Raw genomic sequence first — 15,408 nt, forward strand, 5'->3', positions numbered from 1 at the left:
GCCGACGAAGCGGATGGCGAGGGGGTAGCCGGGGAAGAAGGCGGGCCAGCTTTCCGGGTCGTAGACGCCGGAGGGGCCGCCGCTGTAGCCGTAGGTCGCCAGCCACCAGAAGCGGTCGGCGTCCCAGCGGTTCCAGCGGGTCAGGTAGTCGGGCCAGGCGCCGTCGTGCGGGATCACGCGGATCACGACGATCGAGAACCAGGCGACCGCCAGGGCCGCGCACAGCCACGCGCCCGCCGCAGCGCGGTCGCTCCGCCGAGGGATCAGCCTCTTCATACTGAGGCGTTCTACCACGCTCGCCCTGTGCCCCCGGTAAGCGCCTCCAACACCCCCACCCGTCCCCCTCCGGCTCGGGTGGGGAAAGGGAAAGCCCCGGCCGGGTGGCCGGGGCTTTGTGGGGCTAGGGGGAGGAGCGGTAGCCCTGGTTGTTGTTCTGGTGGTTGGGGACGTTGGGGTCGTAGTCGTTGGGATCCTGGTCCGCGGGGACGCCGTCGCCGTCGTTGTCGGGCTGGCCGTTGGGGTCGCCGTCGCCGTTGTCGTCGTTGTGGCCGCAGGTCGGGTAGTCGTTGTGGGTCATGCAGAACCAGTCCGGCGGGTTGTCCTCGGTGCCCGCGGGCGGCTTGTCGGGGTTGCACGCCGGCGGGAGTTGGCCGATGTTGCAGCCGGGCAGGTTCTGGGGGTTGTCACCCTGGTGGCCGTCGCCCTCACACTGGTTGGTGATCTGCTCCATGAAGCCGCACTTCTCGGTCTTCGTCGGCTTCGGCTTCTGCGTGTCCCACTTCTTCATCTCGCCGGTGTAGGTGGGCGTCGTGAACTGGACGATGCCCTCACCAGCCAGGGCCTTGTCCATGAACGCCTTCCAGATCCGCGCCGGGTAGTGGCCACCGTAGGCGTAGCTCGTGGAGGGGAAGTAGGTCTCCATCGACTTGCTCTTCTGGTGGTAGACCGTCGCGGCGGCAGCGTACTGCGGGGTGTAGCCCGCGAACCAGGTGGCGGCGCCGCCGTCGGTGGTTCCGGTCTTGCCCGCGGCGGGCTGGCCGTTGGCGAGCCGCGCCTCCTTGCCGGTGCCGCTGACGACGACCGCCTTCATCGCCTCGGTGGCCTGGGCCGCCTGGTCCTCGGTGAGCACCTGCTTGCCCGTCTTGTTCCAGGGCAGCTTGACTTCGACCTCTTTGCCGTCCACATTGTGCGTGATCTTGGAGATGATGTGCGGGGTGACCGCGGTGCCGCCGTTGGCGAACGCCGCGTAACCCGCCGCCTGGTACATCGCCGGGATGTTGGAGACACCGAGCGGAAGGCTCGCGATCTTCGCGTCCATGCCCTCGGTCGGGATGCCGAAGTCCTTGGACGTCTCGATCACCTTGTCGAGGCCGACCTTGAGACCGAGCCTGACGAAAGAGGAGTTGATGGACTGCTCGGTCGCCTTGACGAGGGTGATCGCCTGGCCCAGACCGTGCGGCGCACGCATCCAGTAGCCGTTCGGCGCGCCGTTGCACGCTGCCTCGTTGCGCGCGCCAGCGATCACGTCACCGGTCGTGGCGTCGAGGCAGAGGGGGCTGCGGCCCTCGATGAGGGACTTGACGTTGTAGCCCTCCCGCAACGCCGTCGCCAGCACGTACGGCTTGAACGACGAGCCGATCTGCGGGCGGTCGACCAGGGCCGCGTTGGGCAGGCCGCGTTCGGGGTTGCCGCCGTAGAACGCGACGATCGCGCCGTCCTTCGGGTCCACCACGGCGAGGCCGGACCGGATCGTCTTCTGCGCCTTCTTGCTGATCTCGGCGTCGGGCCCGTACTTCTTGACGGCTTCCTCGGCGTAGTCCATCAGCTTCGGGTCGAGGCTCGTGTAGATCTTGTAGCCGCCGGTCGTGGTGACTTCGGTCTCGTTGAAGTCGGGGATCATCGCGAGTTCGGCGAGCACCCGGTCGATGATGTAGGTCTGCTGGTTGTCGCCCTTGGGGGCCGAGGTCTTCTTCGACCTGGGGAACTTCATCTTGTCGCGTTCGGCCTGGCTGAGCCAGCCTTCGCCGACCATGCCGTTGAGGACGTAGTTCCAGCGGTCCTGGAGGGCCTTGTAGCAGGGGGCGTTCTCGTCGCCGTCGGTCGGGTAGCCGCAGAAGTAGCCGGGCTGCTGGATCATCGCGGCGAGGACCGCGCCCTCGGCGATGGAGAGCTTGTTGACGGGCTTCCAGAAGTACGCCTTGGACGCCGCCTGGATGCCGCTGGAGTTACGGCCGAACGGGATCGTGTTGAGATAGTTCTCCATGATCTCGTCCTTGGAGTACTTCCCCTCCAGCTTGAGGGCGGTGAAGATCTCCTTGACCTTGCGGGTGATGCTGCGGTCGGTGCTGAGGGTGTTGAGCCGGTTGCGCGCGAGCTGCTGGGTGATGGTCGAGCCGCCCTCGACGCTGCCGCCGGTCACCGTGCGGAAGACGGCGCGGGACATGCCCTTGATGGAGATGCCGGGGTCGGTCTCGAAGCTGCGCTGCTCAGCGGCCATGACGGCCTGGCGCACATGCAGCGGGACGACGTCGAGCTTCACGTCCTCGCGGTTGGCGGCCATGTTGAACATGACCTTCTCTTTGCCTTTTTTGCCCGCCCAGTAGACCGAGGTGCGCTGCTTGGTGGAGTCGAGGTTCGCGTCTTCGGTGAGGTCGGGGGTCGGGGTCGAGACGTAGCCGACGGCGAACAGGCCGATCGACGCGACGAGCCCGACGCCGCAGACCGCCGCGACGATCTTCCAGCTCGGGATGAACCTCTTCCAGCCCTCCTTGGGCTTCTTGCCGCGCTTGCCGCCTTTGCCGCCCTTGTCGTCGTCGACGTCGACGCCGGGCGGGTTGTCGACGTGGATCGGGCCGCCGTCGAGCATGGTGACGGCGGGGTCGCCGTGCTGGAAGTCGTCGTAACCGTTCTGCTGGGCGGCGTAAGGCTGGTCGTCGTAGCCCTGCGCGCCGTAGGCCGGGTCCGCGTAGGTCTGGTCGCCGTACCCGTACTGGTCGTACCCCTGCTGGTCGTAGCCCTGGTCGTACCCCTGGCCGCCGACGGCGGACGCGTCGAAGGTGGTGTGGTCCTCGTACCCGCCCTGACCCGCGTAAGGCTGCTGTGCGTACCCGCCCTGGTCGCCGTAACCGCTCTGGTCGTACCCGCCCTGGCCGTAGTCGTCGTACGCGCCGTACTGGGGCGGTGGCGCGGAGTTGCCGTACTGGGACTCGCGGTAGATCTGTTCACGCCCCTGGGGGGGCGCTGGCCGGAACCAGTCGTCCTCCGGCAGGTCCCCTGAGGGGCCACCGGATCCATACGGCGGAGTACTCACACGACCTCTTCAGCTGGGGTGCGAGGCCGGGGGACCCCGCACAACGGCACTGCCGGGGCCGGTCTGGCGGGGGGCAAAGCCCAGCAGCGTCAGGTGTCTAACGCGTCATCGTACCGACGGGGTCCAGTCCGCCGGTGCGGTATGGCCCACACCGTTCCTTCACTGTTGCGAGGAATGCTGCTGCTTGCGGAGTTGGTTAACACTACGTATCTTTGCGATGTATCGAAGCGATACATTCATACGATACATCTGGCTGAGCTACCGCGGAGGGGACGCATGGGCGGCAAGAAGGGCGGCGTGTTGGAACTCGCCGTGCTCGGCCTGCTCCACGAGTCCCCTATGCACGGGTATGAGCTGCGCAAGCGGCTCAACACCCTGCTCGGCATGTTCCGCGCGTTCTCCTACGGCACCCTCTATCCCTGCCTCAAGCAGCTCCTCGCACAGGGGCTGATCACCGAGGACGAGGACGAGCAGCCGCCGGCGACGCTGCAGAGCAAGCGGGCCAAGATCGTCTACAAGCTGACCGCCGAAGGCAAGGAGCATCTGCAGAAGCTCCTCACCGAGGCGGGCCCCGCGGCGTGGGAGGACGAAGGGTTCGGCGTGCATTTCGCCTTCTTCGGCCAGACCCGCGCCGACGTGCGGCTGCGCATCCTGGAGGGCAGGCGCAGTCGGCTCGAGGAGCGTCTGGAGCAGGTGCGCACCGCGTTCACCCGCACCAGGGAACGGGTCGACAGCTACACGCTTGAACTCCAGAACCACGGGCTCGAGTCCGTCGAGCGCGAGGTCCGGTGGCTGAACGAGCTTATCGGGCGTGAGCACGCCAAGGCGGCCGACGAGCGGCAGCGGGCAGACGAGACAGATGTACCTGACGTAAACGACAAAGACGCTCCCCGTCAGGGGACGTCTCCCTCATAAGAGCCTGGGGATCTCCCCCAGACCCGGTGAGATAGAGAAAAGGAGCAACCGGATGGGTTCGGTGCGCGTAGCCATCGTTGGAGTGGGCAACTGCGCCTCTTCGCTCGTCCAGGGTGTCGAGTTCTACAAGGACGCGGCACCTGATCAGCGGGTCCCCGGGCTGATGCACGTTCAGTTCGGCGACTACCACGTGGGCGACGTGGAGTTCGTGGCGGCGTTCGACGTTGACGCCAAGAAGGTCGGGCAGGACCTCGCGCACGCCATCCACGCCAGCGAGAACAACACGATCAGGTTCGCCGAGGTCCCGCCGACCGGCGTGACCGTGCAGCGCGGCCCGACCTTCGACGGTCTCGGCGAGTACTACCTCGACACCATCGAGGAGTCCGACGCCGAGCCGGTGGACGTCGTCCAGGCGCTGAAGGACGCGAACGTGGACGTCCTCGTCTCCTACCTCCCGGTGGGTTCGGAGGACGCCGACCGCTTCTACGCGCAGGCCGCGATCGACGCCAAGGTGGCGTTCGTCAACGCGCTGCCGGTGTTCATCGCGTCCGACCCCGAGTGGGCGCAGAAGTTCACCGACGCGGGCGTCCCGATCGTCGGCGACGACATCAAGTCGCAGGTCGGCGCGACGATCACGCACCGCGTGATGGCGAAGCTGTTCGAGGACCGCGGCGTCGAGCTGCTGCGCACGTACCAGCTCAACTTCGGCGGCAACATGGACTTCATGAACATGCTGGAGCGCAAGCGCCTGCAGTCCAAGAAGATCTCCAAGACGCAGTCGGTCACGTCGCAGATCCCGCACGAGATGGCCAAGGCCGACGTGCACATCGGCCCGTCGGACCACGTGCCGTGGCTGGACGACCGCAAGTGGGCGTACGTGCGGCTGGAAGGCAAGTCCTTCGGCGACACGCCGCTCAACCTGGAGTACAAGCTCGAGGTGTGGGACTCCCCCAACTCCGCGGGCGTCATCATCGACGCGGTCCGCGCGGCGAAGATCGCCAAGGACCGGGGCATCGGCGGCCCGATCCTGTCGGCGAGCTCGTACTTCATGAAGTCCCCGCCGGAGCAGTACAACGACGACGAGGCCCGTCTCGCCGTCGAGGCGTTCATCCGCGGTGACGTCGAGCGCTGACCCCGCTCGTCCTCAGGGACACGTCAGGGCCCGGCAGGCACTACGCCTGCCGGGCCTCGTCGTTGTTCAGGACCGGCGTAGCGCGACCCCGATGACGAGTGCGGCAAGCGCGCACACGGCGGCGTTGACGCCCACGGCGGTACGGACTGCCTCGGCGAGCCCGTCGTCGAGGCGGGTGGCCAGGACTGCGGCGAGGAGCGGCGTGCCGAGTGCGATGCCGATCTGCTGGCTCTGCGTGACGAGTCCGGAGGCGAGTCCGTGGTCCTCGGCGGGCAGGCCCGACGTGGCGGTGGCGGTGTAGCCGACGATCGCGACGAGGTTGGCGACGCCGCCCACGAACGCGAGGAGCAGCAGCGGGGCGAGCGCGTCGGGGAAGAGCGCGATGGGCGCGGTCGCGACGGCCTGGGCGGCGAGGCCGAGGACGATCGCGCGGCGCGGCCCGACCCGTCCGATGACGCGCGGGGCGGCGAGCCCCCCGACGACGGTGCCCGCGCCGAGCACCCCGAAGGCCGCGCCGGCCGCGAGGGGGCTGAGGCCGAGGACGTCCTGGAAGTGGAGGGTCAGGACGAAGACGAGCGAGGTCTCGGTGGCGAACGCGAGGAGTCCCGCGGCGTTGCCCCACGCGACGGTCTTGCGGCGCAGCATCTTGAGCGGGACGAGCGGCTGCGGGGCGCGGCGTTCGACCACGGCGAAGACCGCGAGGAGGACCGCGGCGAGGAGGAGTCCTCCCCAAGCGCGCTGGTCGGTCCAGCCTTGTTCGCCGGCCTGGGACGCGCCGAAGACGAGGGCGACAAGTGCGAGCGTCACGAGGACGGCTCCGGCGGCGTCGAGGCGGGGCCGTCTGTCGGCCTTGCTCTCGGTGAGGACGGCGGGGGCGACGGCGAGCACCGCGACGGCGACGACCACGTTGACGAAGAACGCCCACCGCCAGCTCAGCGCCCCGGTGAGGAGGCCGCCGAGCAGCGCGCCCGCGGTGAAGCCCCCGGCCATGAGCGCGCCGTTGAGGCCGAGGACGCGGTCGCGCGCCGGGCCCTCGGCGAACCCGGAGGTGAGCAGGGACAGCGCTGACGGCGTCACCATGGCCGTCGCGACGCCCTGGGCGGCCCGGGCGGCGAGCAGGAGGGCGGGGCCGTCGGCGAGGCCCCCCGCGAGGGACGACACGCCGAGCAGCGCCATGCCCGCGAGGAACAGCCTCCGGCGGCCGACGACGTCGGCGAGCCTGCCGAAGAAGAGGCTGAAGCCCGCCGCGCACAGCGCGAACGCGGTCGCGATCCACGGCAGCCGCGCGGTGGACAGGCCGACGTCGCGGCCGATGACGGGCAGCGCGACGTTGAGGATGGAGAAGTCGACGGCGAGGGTGAACCCGGCGGTCAGCAGGACGGTGACGGCGACGCGCTCACGTCCCGTCATCCGCGCCGGGGAAGGTGCGGTCGTTACGGTCATGGCGGTCACTTTCCGGCGATCCGGAAGGGACAGCCATCCCCCCGCGTTGCCTACCTATCGCAGGGTCAGGCAGAACCCGGCGAACGCCGCGAGGATGGACTTATGACCGATCTCGGGAGTTATCTCAGGGCGCGGCGGGCGGCGATCACGCCGGAGCTCGCGGGGGTGCGCAGCTACGGGGCGCGGAGGGTGCCCGGGCTGCGGCGGGAGGAGCTGGCGCGGCTCGCGGGGGTCTCCGTCGCGTACTACACGCGGTTGGAGCAGGGGCAGTCGGCGAACGCGTCGGATTCGGTCATCGCGTCACTGGCCAGGGCGCTGCGGCTCGATGACGACGAGCGCGCGCATCTGTTCGCGCTGGCCCGTCCCGCCCCGGTCCGGCGCACCCCTCCCCCGGTGGAGGAGGCGACGCCGTCGGCGGTGCGGCTGCTCGCGGCGATGCACGACGTGCCCGCGCTGCTGCTCGGCCGCCGCAACGACGTCCTCGCCTGGAACCGGCTCGGGCACCTGCTGCTCGCCGGGCACCTCGACCCCACCGCGCCCGAGCGGCCCGCCGACCGGCCGAACCTGACCCGGATGCTGTTCCTCGACGCGCACACCCGCGACCTGCACCGCGACTGGGCGGCCGAGGCGGCGCTGGCCGTCGCGTCCCTGCGTTACGTGGCCGCCGAGCACCCCGACGACCCGCTTCTTGCCTCGCTCATCGGCGACCTGTCCATCAACAGCCCCGAGTTCGCCACCTTGTGGCCGCAGCACACCGTCCGCCTGTGCACGGGTGGGACCCGCCTCCTCCACCACCCGGAGGTCGGCCCCCTTGACCTCGACTTCACCCTCCTCCACCTCCCCGACGCCCCCGGCCACCGCCTGATGACCCACACCCCCCAAACCCCCTCCTCCACAACCGCCCTGACCCTCCTGAACCACCCCTAACCCCTCACCCCGCAGTCCCTTCGGGACTGCGGGAAAAAGAGGCCCCCGGCCCCGACCAGGAAACGCCCTCCCGTCGCCGGAACGCGGTCCCGCAGGACCGCGAGCACAAGGGGACGCGGTCCGGCGGGAGAACGCGGTCCCGAAGGGCTGCGGGCGAGACGAGAGGGTGCGGTCCCGAAGGGGGACTCGGAGGGACGCGGTCCCGAGAGGGTGCGGAGGCACGCGGTCCCGAAGGGGTGTGGGCTTGGGCTTGTCGGCTTGTTGTGGTGGGGGTTAGGGGGTTAGGGATTGGTGGGTTAGGGAGAGGCGGGCGGCGACTTGGCGGAGGATGGCGGCGGGGTCTTCGATGTCGGGGGGGACTAGGACCTGGACTGCCGGGTCGGCGGTGTTGACGAGGGTGCCGAGGGGGGTGCGGGTGTGGAGGGTGAAGGTCTGGGTGGGGTGGGCGGTGAGGTGGGCGGCGGCTTGGGGGTAGGAGGGGGCGAGGACCAGGACGCCGTGGGGGACCAGATGCGGGGTGGGGCCGACGCCATCTGGGCGATGGCCGCGCGTTCCCGTTGGACGGACTCCGGCGGCGGCGGGTGCGGGCCCCTTGTACAGGCCATCTTGTGGAGCATCTCGCGCTGCACGGGTTCGGGGCGGCCGAGCGGCACTACAACGGGATGGTCGGCCCGGTGACGACGACGTTCGTCAAGCAGGGCGAGCCGGAGGAGGTCGTCCGGTTCCTCAAGGGGGTGTGCGCGGCGCTGCGCGACCTGCCGACGGGCCGGATCGAGGCCGAGAAGCAGGTGCTGCGGGCCGAGGCGGAGAACCGCTCGGACGGGCCCGTCGACCTCCTCGCCTGGCGTTACGGGCCCGCAGGGGTCGGGATGCTCGGGTACGGCGAGCTCGGCGTGCCGCAGCAGACCCCGCAGTCGCTCGCGGGGTGGGCGGCGCACTGGTTCACGCGCGGGAACGCCGCGCTGGCGCTGGCCGGGCCGGTGCCCGACGGCCTCACGCTCGACCTGCCGGAGGGGCCGCGCCGCCCGCTGTCGCCGGTGGCGTCGGCGCTGCCGTGGCTGCCCGCTTCGATGCCGTCGGCGCTGCGCGGGGTCGCGCTGCACACCGTGGTCGAGCGCGGTCCGGCCACGACGCTGTACCGGGAGGTCCTGGCGCGGCGGCTGCACCAGGCGCTCCGGCTCGACCGGGCGATCAGCTACTCCTCGTCGGTCGATCTCCTCGCCCGGTACGCCGACAGCGCGGAACTGCTCGTGGCCGCCGACGGGCTCGCCGACCGGCTGACCGAGCTGAACGGCGCGTTCCTCGCCGAGATCGAGCGGATCGCCGCGGTGCCCGTCGGGGCCGAGGAGCTGGAACGGGCCAGGGCCGCCGTCGCCGAGACCCTTGAGGGGCCCGACGCGGGCCTCTCCCTCGCGGTCGGCGCGGCGACCGACACGCTGCTCGGCGCGCCCGTCCTGACGGCCGAGGCGGTCGTCGAGGGGCTTGCCGGGGTCACGGCCGACGACGTGCTGCGGGTCGCGCGGCAGGCGCGTGACGGCGCGCTCGTCACGCGGCCCCCGCAGGACGGCGTCGCGCACGCGCGGTATGTGGAGGCTCCCGGGACGTCGACGTTCGGGGTCGAGGGGCGGGTCTTCGAGGCGTGGCAGGGCCGCAGGTTCCTCACCGTGGGGCCGTCGGGGGTGACCGAGTCGCAGGGTCCGTCGATGGCGACCGTGCTGTTCGCGCAGTGCCGTGGCCTGCTGGTGTGGCCGGACGGGGCGCGGCGGCTGATCGGCCCCGACGGCGTCACCGTGCACGTCGAGCCCGGCCTGTTCCGGGACGCCGCCGAGCTCATCGCGCTGCTCGACCGGGCGGTCCCCGCCTCCGTGGTCGTGCGGATGCCGGCGCGGGACCGGACGCCGCAGGCGGAGGCCGCGGACCCGCCCCTGCACCTCGGCGTGCCGAAACGCAAGCTGAAGGGCAGGCAGTGGGTCCGGGAGCGGCTGCCCTGGGTCGCCGCGCACCTCGCCCGTCCGATGACGCCCGATCCCGAGCTGTACGCGGTGCTCGCGAAGGTCCGCCGCGGGCAGGTGGAGCTGGGGCTTCCGCTGCTCGCGGCCACCCGGACCGATCCCGAGACGCGCCTGAACCGGCTCGGCCTCCTGTCGGACGCGGTGCACGCCCGCGCGCTCGACGGGCTGCGCGCGGCCCGCCCGGACGACCCCGACGTGCTGCTGTGGGCGGGGAACGCCAGGATCTATGACGCCTGGGAGATCCGCGGCGACAGAGGGGCCGCGCATGTCGGGGCCGACAAGTTCACCAGCTTCTGGACGGTCCTGGCGGGCGCGGCGGAACCGCTGCTGCGCGCGGCGGCCCTGCTGCCGCACGACCCCGCCCCCTGGGCCTGCCTCCAGATGTACGGGCTCGGCATGCAGCTCGACCGTCCCGTCCTCGACTCGTACTGGACGGAGATCACGCGGCGGCATCCCGCGCTGTGGATCGGGCACTACAACCGGGTACAGGTGCTGGCGCGCAAGTGGCAGGGCTCGGCGGTCGAGGTGCTGGCGTTCGCCGAGGAGGCCGCCGCGCGCGCCGTCCCGGGTGGCCCGCTGACGGCGATGGTCGCGGCCGCGCACCTGGAGAACGCGATCGACTGCGACGAGGGCTCGACGCCGTACCTCGCGCAGCCCGAGGTGCATTTCTCCCTGGCCAGGGCGGCGGCCAAGCTCGACGCCGCCGCGTTCCCGCATCCGCGGCGGGCGTGGGCGCACCAGCTGTTCGGCGGGGCGTTCCACCGCGCGGGCGACCTGGAACGGGCGCGGCGCCATCTGCGGCTCGCGGGGCGCACCGACGCCGACCCCCTCGCCTGGTGCTACTCCACCTACGCCCAGCGGCTGTTCCGGCTGGCCAGGGGGCACGCAGGGGTGCGGTGGCAGCGCCCCCGGAGGGTGCGTACAGTGACGGGGTGGGATTCCGGGGGCTGTGGCGGGAGCGGGGCTTCCGGCGGCTTTACGGGACCCGGCTGACGTCGCAGTTCGCCGACGGGCTCGTGCAGGTCGGACTTGCCGCTTATGTACTGGCCCCGGAGAACGAGGCGACGGCGGGGAAGGTCGCCGCGGCGTTCGCGGTGATGCTGCTGCCGTATTCGGTGCTCGGGCCGTTCGCCGGGGTGTTCCTCGACCGGTGGCGGCGGCAGGTGGTGCTGGTCAGGACGCCGCTGGTGCGGGCGGTCTGCGTGCTGGGGATGGCGTGGCTGATCGCGGCGCTCGACGACAGCGACCTCTATCTCGCCGCCGCGCTCGTCGTGCTGGGGGTGAACCGGTTCTTCCTGTCCGCGCTGTCGGCGGCGCTGCCGCATGTGGTGGCGGAGAAGGATCTCCTTGTCGCCAACACGGTGTCGGTGACGTCGGGGACCGTCGCGGCGTTCGCGGGGGCGGCGCTCGGGTTCGGCATCCACAGCCTGGGGACGACGGCCGTGCTCGCCGTCGCGGCCGTCCTGTACGTCGCGGCGTCGTTCGTGGCGAGGCTGCTGCCGCGTGACGGGCTCGGCCCGGACGGCACAAGCCGCGAGACGGTAAGGAACGTCGTCGTAGGGATGGTCGCGGGAGCGCGCTACATCGTCCGGCGCAGGCCCGCCGCGCGCGCGCTCGGCGCGATCGCGACGCACCGGTTCCTCTACGGGATCTGGCTGCTGATGACGCTGCTGCTGTACCGGCACCACTTCCCGTCGGGGTTCGGCGGGGTCGCGGTGATCACCACGGTCTCCGGCGGCGGGTACCTGGTCGGGGCGCTGATCACGCCGTCGGCCGCGCGGCGGTTCGGGAAGGACGCGTGGATCGCGGCGATGCTGCTCGCGGCGGGGGCGTCGCTGCTCGTCCTGGCGGTGCCGCTGCGGGAGCCGCTGTACGTCGCGGGCGGGTTCGCGCTGGGCGTCGCGGCGCAGGGCGTGAAGGTGTGCGTGGACACGATCCTGCAGGAGAGCGTCGCCGACGAGTTCCGCGGCAGGGTCTTCGCCGCCTACGACATGCTCTTCAACGCGACGTTCGTGGCCGCCGCGTGCGTCGGGGCGTTCACGCTGCCCGCCGACGGGCGGTCGCTGCCCGTCCTCGCGGGGGTGATCGCCGCCTACGCGGCGGCCGCCGTCGCGTACCGCGCGCTGACGCGCGGGGGCGTCACGGAGCCGTCCGGGTCACCGGAGCGTTGACGGCGGTGCCGGAGTAGCGGACCTGGAGCTTCCCTGGCCGTGCGGAGAAGGCGTACTTGCCCTTGGCGCCGGTCGTGGCGGTGGCGACGAGCTTCCACGCGCCTCCGGTCCACTTGTAGAGCCGCACCTTCTGTCCCGCGTACGGGCGGAATCCTCCGGTCTCGCCGAGCCTGCGCAGCACCCCGCTAACTGACCCGCCGCGCCCGTCGGGGAGGGCGGCCGAGAGCGTCGTGCGCCGTTTCACGTGAAACACGACGCGCGCGGCGCGCTTCTCCTTGCCCGCTTTGTCCCGGACGACGAGGGTGCCGCGCCACTTGCCCGGCGCGTCGAAGCGGTTGAACGACGCGGCCCCGTTCCACACCCCAGGGCCCGCGCGCCAGACGAAGTCCACGAGCACTTTCTCCCCGTCCGGGGCGACGAGTTCGAGGTCCATCCCCTGGACTGACGCGCCAGCGCCCCGCGCGGTGAAGGTGTTCCACACCCCGCGCCCCCGCTCCCCCACGACGACGGTCGACGCGGACGGCTCAAGCGTGATCGGCGCGGCGGAAGCGGGCGCGGAAACAAGGGAGGCGGCCAATGCCGCGACGGTCAGGGCCGGGACGGCGAAGCGCATGGGTCCACTCCGGGGGGATTTGAGGACTAAGTGGAGCTTTCTCGATCAAGTTAGTGCTGACAAAGCGTCTACTTATGCCGCCGCGCAGGTGAGCCGCCTCACGTCCGCCGAATAAGCGCTCGGTTACGCAGCTCAAGCTACCGACGGGTAACGCAGATCACGGCGGTAACGTGGCGGTCCATGAGGATGACCCCCGACGAACTCCTGGCCTATGACCGTGAGCACGTCTGGCACCCCTACGCGGCGATGCCCGCGGCCGTCAGCGCGCACACGGTCGCCGAGGCGCACGGGGTCGAGCTGCACCTCGAGGACGGCAGGGTGGTCATCGACGGGATGTCGTCGTGGTGGGCGGCGATCCACGGGTATGACAACCCCGCGCTGAACGCCGCGATCACCGGCCAGCTCGGCAGGATGGCGCACGTCATGTTCGGCGGCCTCACCCACCGGCCCGCCGTGGAACTCGCCGCGCGCCTTGTCGACCTGGCCCCCGACGGCCTCACGAAGGTCTTCTTCGCCGACTCCGGCTCGGTCGCCGTCGAGGTCGCGATCAAGATGGCGCTGCAGTACTGGCGCGCCCAAGGGGTGAACCGGCCAAGGCTGCTCACCGTACGCGGCGGCTACCACGGCGACACCTTCGGCGACATGGCAGTCTGCGACCCCGTGAACGGAATGCACCACCTGTTCAGTGATGTCCTGCCCGTCCACGTGTTCGCGCCCGAGCCCCCCGCAGAACCCGACCCCGCCTACCTCGACGCCCTCGCCGCGCTCGTCGCCGCGCACGCGCACGAACTCGCCGCGATCATCGCCGAGCCGATCGTGCAGGGCGCGGGCGGCATGCGCTTCTACGACCCGTCACACCTGCGCGCCCTACGCGACCTCGCCGACGAACACGGCATCCTCCTCATCCTCGACGAGATCGCCACCGGCTTCGGCCGTTCCGGCGAGTTCTGGGGGGCCGACCACGCGGGCGTCTCCCCCGACATCATGTGCGTCGGCAAGGCCCTCACCGGCGGCTACCTGACGATGGCCGCGACCCTGTGCACCGACCGCGTCGCCGAGGGCATCTCCGCGGGCGGGACCCCGCTCATGCACGGCCCGACGTTCATGGCCAACCCGCTGGCCGCGGCGGTCGCGGGAGCGTCCCTCGACCTCCTGGCGGCACGGGACTGGCGCACGGAGGTCAAGACGCTCGAAAAGGCCCTCAGCGACGGTCTGGCGGACGTACGGGGCATGCCGGGCGTCGCCGACGTCAGGGTGAAGGGCGCGATCGGCGTCGTGGAGACCACGCGGCCGGTGAACGCCGAGCAGATCCAGGACACCGTGATGGCGCACGGCGTGTGGCTGCGCCCGTTCGGCAGGCTGATCTACACGATGCCGCCCTACATCTGCACGCCGGACGAGACCGCGAAGATCACCGAGGCGATCACCGCGGCCGCGCGCACGCTGGCCTAGCCGTCGAGGACGCCCTCGTCGCGCGCCCAGGCCAGCAGGGCCTCCTTGGCCGTCTCCTTGTCCTGCGGCCCCTTGTCGAGCCGCAGGTCGAGCAGGAACTTGTAGGCGCGGCCGACCAGCGGACCCGGCTTGATCCCCAGGACCTCCTGGATCTCGACGCCGTCGAGGTCGGGCCTGATCCTGCCCAGTTCCTCCTCGTCGGCGAGCCGCGCGATCCGCTCCTCAAGGGCGTCGTAGGTGCGGGCGAGGCGCTCGGCCTTGCGGCGGTTGCGGGTCGTGCAGTCGGCGCGGGTGAGCTTGTGCAGGCGCGGCAGCAGATGCCCGGCGTCGCGGACGTACCTGCGGACCGCCGAGTCGGTCCACTCGCCCTCGCCGTACCCGTGGAAGCGCAGGTGCAGTTCCACAAGGCGCGACACGTCGGACACGACGTCCTTGGGGTACTTGAGCGCCATGAGCCGTTTTTTGGTCAGCTTCGCGCCGACGACCTCGTGATGGTGGAACGAGACCCTGCCGCCCGGCAGGTGGGCGCGGGTGCGCGGCTTGCCGATGTCGTGCAGCAGCGCGGCGAGGCGCAGGACGAGGTCGGGCCCGTCCTCCTCCTGGGCGATCGCCTGGTCGAGCACGATCAGCGAGTGCTCGTAGACGTCCTTGTGCCTGTGGTGCTCGTCAATCTCCAGCCGCAGCGCGGGAAGCTCGGGCAGCACGTGCGCGGCCAGCCCCGACGCGTCGAGGACGGCCAGGCCCGCACGCGGATACGGCCCGCACAGCAGCTTCGACAGCTCCGCCTGCACCCGCTCGGCCGAGACGATCTCGATCCGGCCGGACATCTCCTTCATCGCCGCCATCACCGCGGGGTCGACGGTGAACCCGAGCTGCGCGACGAACCGGGCGGCGCGCAGCATCCGCAGCGGGTCGTCGTTGAAGGAATCCTCGGGAAGGCCGGGCGTCCGCAGCCGCTTGGCCTTCAGGTCCTCGAGCCCCCCGAACGGGTCGACGAACTCGTTGCCGGGCAGCCGCGCCGCCATCGCGTTGACGGCGAAGTCACGCCGTCGCAGGTCCTCCACAAGGGAAGTCCCGTAAGACACCTCGGGCTTGCGCGACTTCGGGTCATAGCTCTCGCTGCGGTAGGTCGTGACCTCCATGAGGTGCTCGCCCTTGCGCAGCCCGACCGTGCCGAACTCGATCCCGATGGTCCAGACGGCGTCGGCCCAGCCGTCGATCACCTCAAGGATGCGCTCGGGCGGCGCATCGGTGGTGAAGTCGAGATCGGCCACCGGGCGGCGCAGGAGCGCGTCCCGGACCGGGCCGCCGACCAGCGCGAGCTCGTGTCCGGCCGCGGCGAAGAGCCCGCCGAGCCGCTCGGCCTCGGCGGGGATCACCCGCCCGAGCAGGGTGGCCAGGGCCTTGCGCTGTTCGTCGTTCGACACGACCGC

General features: G+C 71.0%; 10 protein-coding genes. 6 read left to right on the plus strand and 4 right to left on the minus strand.

What is annotated here, in order from left to right:
- Positions 1 to 400 precede the first annotated feature (400 nt).
- Complete coding sequence (locus R9X44_RS23280; protein WP_319816370.1) at positions 401 to 3,310, minus strand: transglycosylase domain-containing protein; 2,910 nt, start codon at positions 3,308 to 3,310, stop codon at positions 401 to 403.
- Between the two features lie 276 nt (positions 3,311 to 3,586).
- On the opposite strand from R9X44_RS23280, the gene R9X44_RS23285 reads away from it, so the two are divergent.
- Positions 3,587 to 4,225: a PadR family transcriptional regulator gene (locus tag R9X44_RS23285; RefSeq protein WP_319816371.1), complete on the plus strand. Its 639-nt coding sequence runs from the start codon at positions 3,587 to 3,589 to the stop codon at positions 4,223 to 4,225.
- Positions 4,226 to 4,277: 52 nt separating this feature from the next.
- Positions 4,278 to 5,357, plus strand: a complete 1,080-nt coding sequence (locus tag R9X44_RS23290) for an inositol-3-phosphate synthase (protein ID WP_319816372.1) — start codon at positions 4,278 to 4,280, stop codon at positions 5,355 to 5,357.
- 66 nt (positions 5,358 to 5,423) lie between these two features.
- Here the strand turns inward: R9X44_RS23290 and R9X44_RS23295 are convergent, their stop codons facing one another.
- Complete coding sequence (locus R9X44_RS23295) at positions 5,424 to 6,809, minus strand: MFS transporter (protein WP_319816373.1); 1,386 nt, start codon at positions 6,807 to 6,809, stop codon at positions 5,424 to 5,426.
- A gap of 93 nt (positions 6,810 to 6,902) precedes the next feature.
- Here R9X44_RS23295 and R9X44_RS23300 point away from each other — a divergent pair, with 93 nt between their 5' ends.
- The 3 genes from R9X44_RS23300 to R9X44_RS23310 all read left to right on the plus strand — a co-directional run bounded on the left by R9X44_RS23300 (position 6,903) and on the right by R9X44_RS23310 (position 11,910).
- Positions 6,903 to 7,727 (plus strand): helix-turn-helix transcriptional regulator, encoded by an 825-nt coding sequence (locus tag R9X44_RS23300; RefSeq protein WP_319816374.1) that lies wholly within the window; start codon positions 6,903 to 6,905, stop codon positions 7,725 to 7,727.
- A gap of 608 nt (positions 7,728 to 8,335) precedes the next feature.
- Positions 8,336 to 10,732 carry a hypothetical protein gene (locus R9X44_RS23305; protein ID WP_319816375.1) on the plus strand — a complete coding sequence of 799 codons (2,397 nt, stop codon included), beginning with the start codon at positions 8,336 to 8,338 and terminating at the stop codon, positions 10,730 to 10,732.
- Positions 10,672 to 11,910, plus strand: coding sequence for an MFS transporter (locus tag R9X44_RS23310; protein ID WP_319816376.1), 1,239 nt, complete (start codon positions 10,672 to 10,674; stop codon positions 11,908 to 11,910). The genes R9X44_RS23305 and R9X44_RS23310 overlap by 61 nt, the downstream gene beginning before the upstream one ends.
- Here the strand turns inward: R9X44_RS23310 and R9X44_RS23315 are convergent.
- Entirely contained in the window at positions 11,879 to 12,523 is a 645-nt protein-coding gene (locus R9X44_RS23315; RefSeq protein WP_319816377.1) for a hypothetical protein, read from the minus strand. The genes R9X44_RS23310 and R9X44_RS23315 overlap by 32 nt on opposite strands.
- A 180-nt stretch (positions 12,524 to 12,703) precedes the next feature.
- Here R9X44_RS23315 and R9X44_RS23320 point away from each other — a divergent pair, with 180 nt between their 5' ends.
- Positions 12,704 to 13,975: an adenosylmethionine--8-amino-7-oxononanoate transaminase gene (locus R9X44_RS23320; protein WP_319816378.1), complete on the plus strand. Its 1,272-nt coding sequence runs from the start codon at positions 12,704 to 12,706 to the stop codon at positions 13,973 to 13,975.
- On the opposite strand, the gene R9X44_RS23325 is transcribed toward R9X44_RS23320, so the two are convergent.
- Positions 13,972 to 15,354, minus strand: a complete 1,383-nt coding sequence (locus R9X44_RS23325) for a CCA tRNA nucleotidyltransferase (protein WP_413774976.1) — start codon at positions 15,352 to 15,354, stop codon at positions 13,972 to 13,974. The genes R9X44_RS23320 and R9X44_RS23325 overlap by 4 nt on opposite strands.
- Positions 15,355 to 15,408: the final 54 nt, after the last annotated feature.

The sequence above is a fragment of the Actinocorallia sp. A-T 12471 genome, from assembly GCF_033875155.1.
Taxonomy (GTDB): domain Bacteria; phylum Actinomycetota; class Actinomycetes; order Streptosporangiales; family Streptosporangiaceae; genus Actinocorallia.

Coding starts and splice junctions, on each gene's coding strand:
- R9X44_RS23300 (WP_319816374.1), top strand. CDS start 6,903: ATGACCGATCTCGGGAGTTATCTCAGGGCGCGGCGGGCGGCGATCACG.
- R9X44_RS23315 (WP_319816377.1), bottom strand. CDS start 12,523: ATGCGCTTCGCCGTCCCGGCCCTGACCGTCGCGGCATTGGCCGCCTCC.
- R9X44_RS23290 (WP_319816372.1), top strand. CDS start 4,278: ATGGGTTCGGTGCGCGTAGCCATCGTTGGAGTGGGCAACTGCGCCTCT.
- R9X44_RS23320 (WP_319816378.1), top strand. CDS start 12,704: ATGAGGATGACCCCCGACGAACTCCTGGCCTATGACCGTGAGCACGTC.
- R9X44_RS23285 (WP_319816371.1), top strand. CDS start 3,587: ATGGGCGGCAAGAAGGGCGGCGTGTTGGAACTCGCCGTGCTCGGCCTG.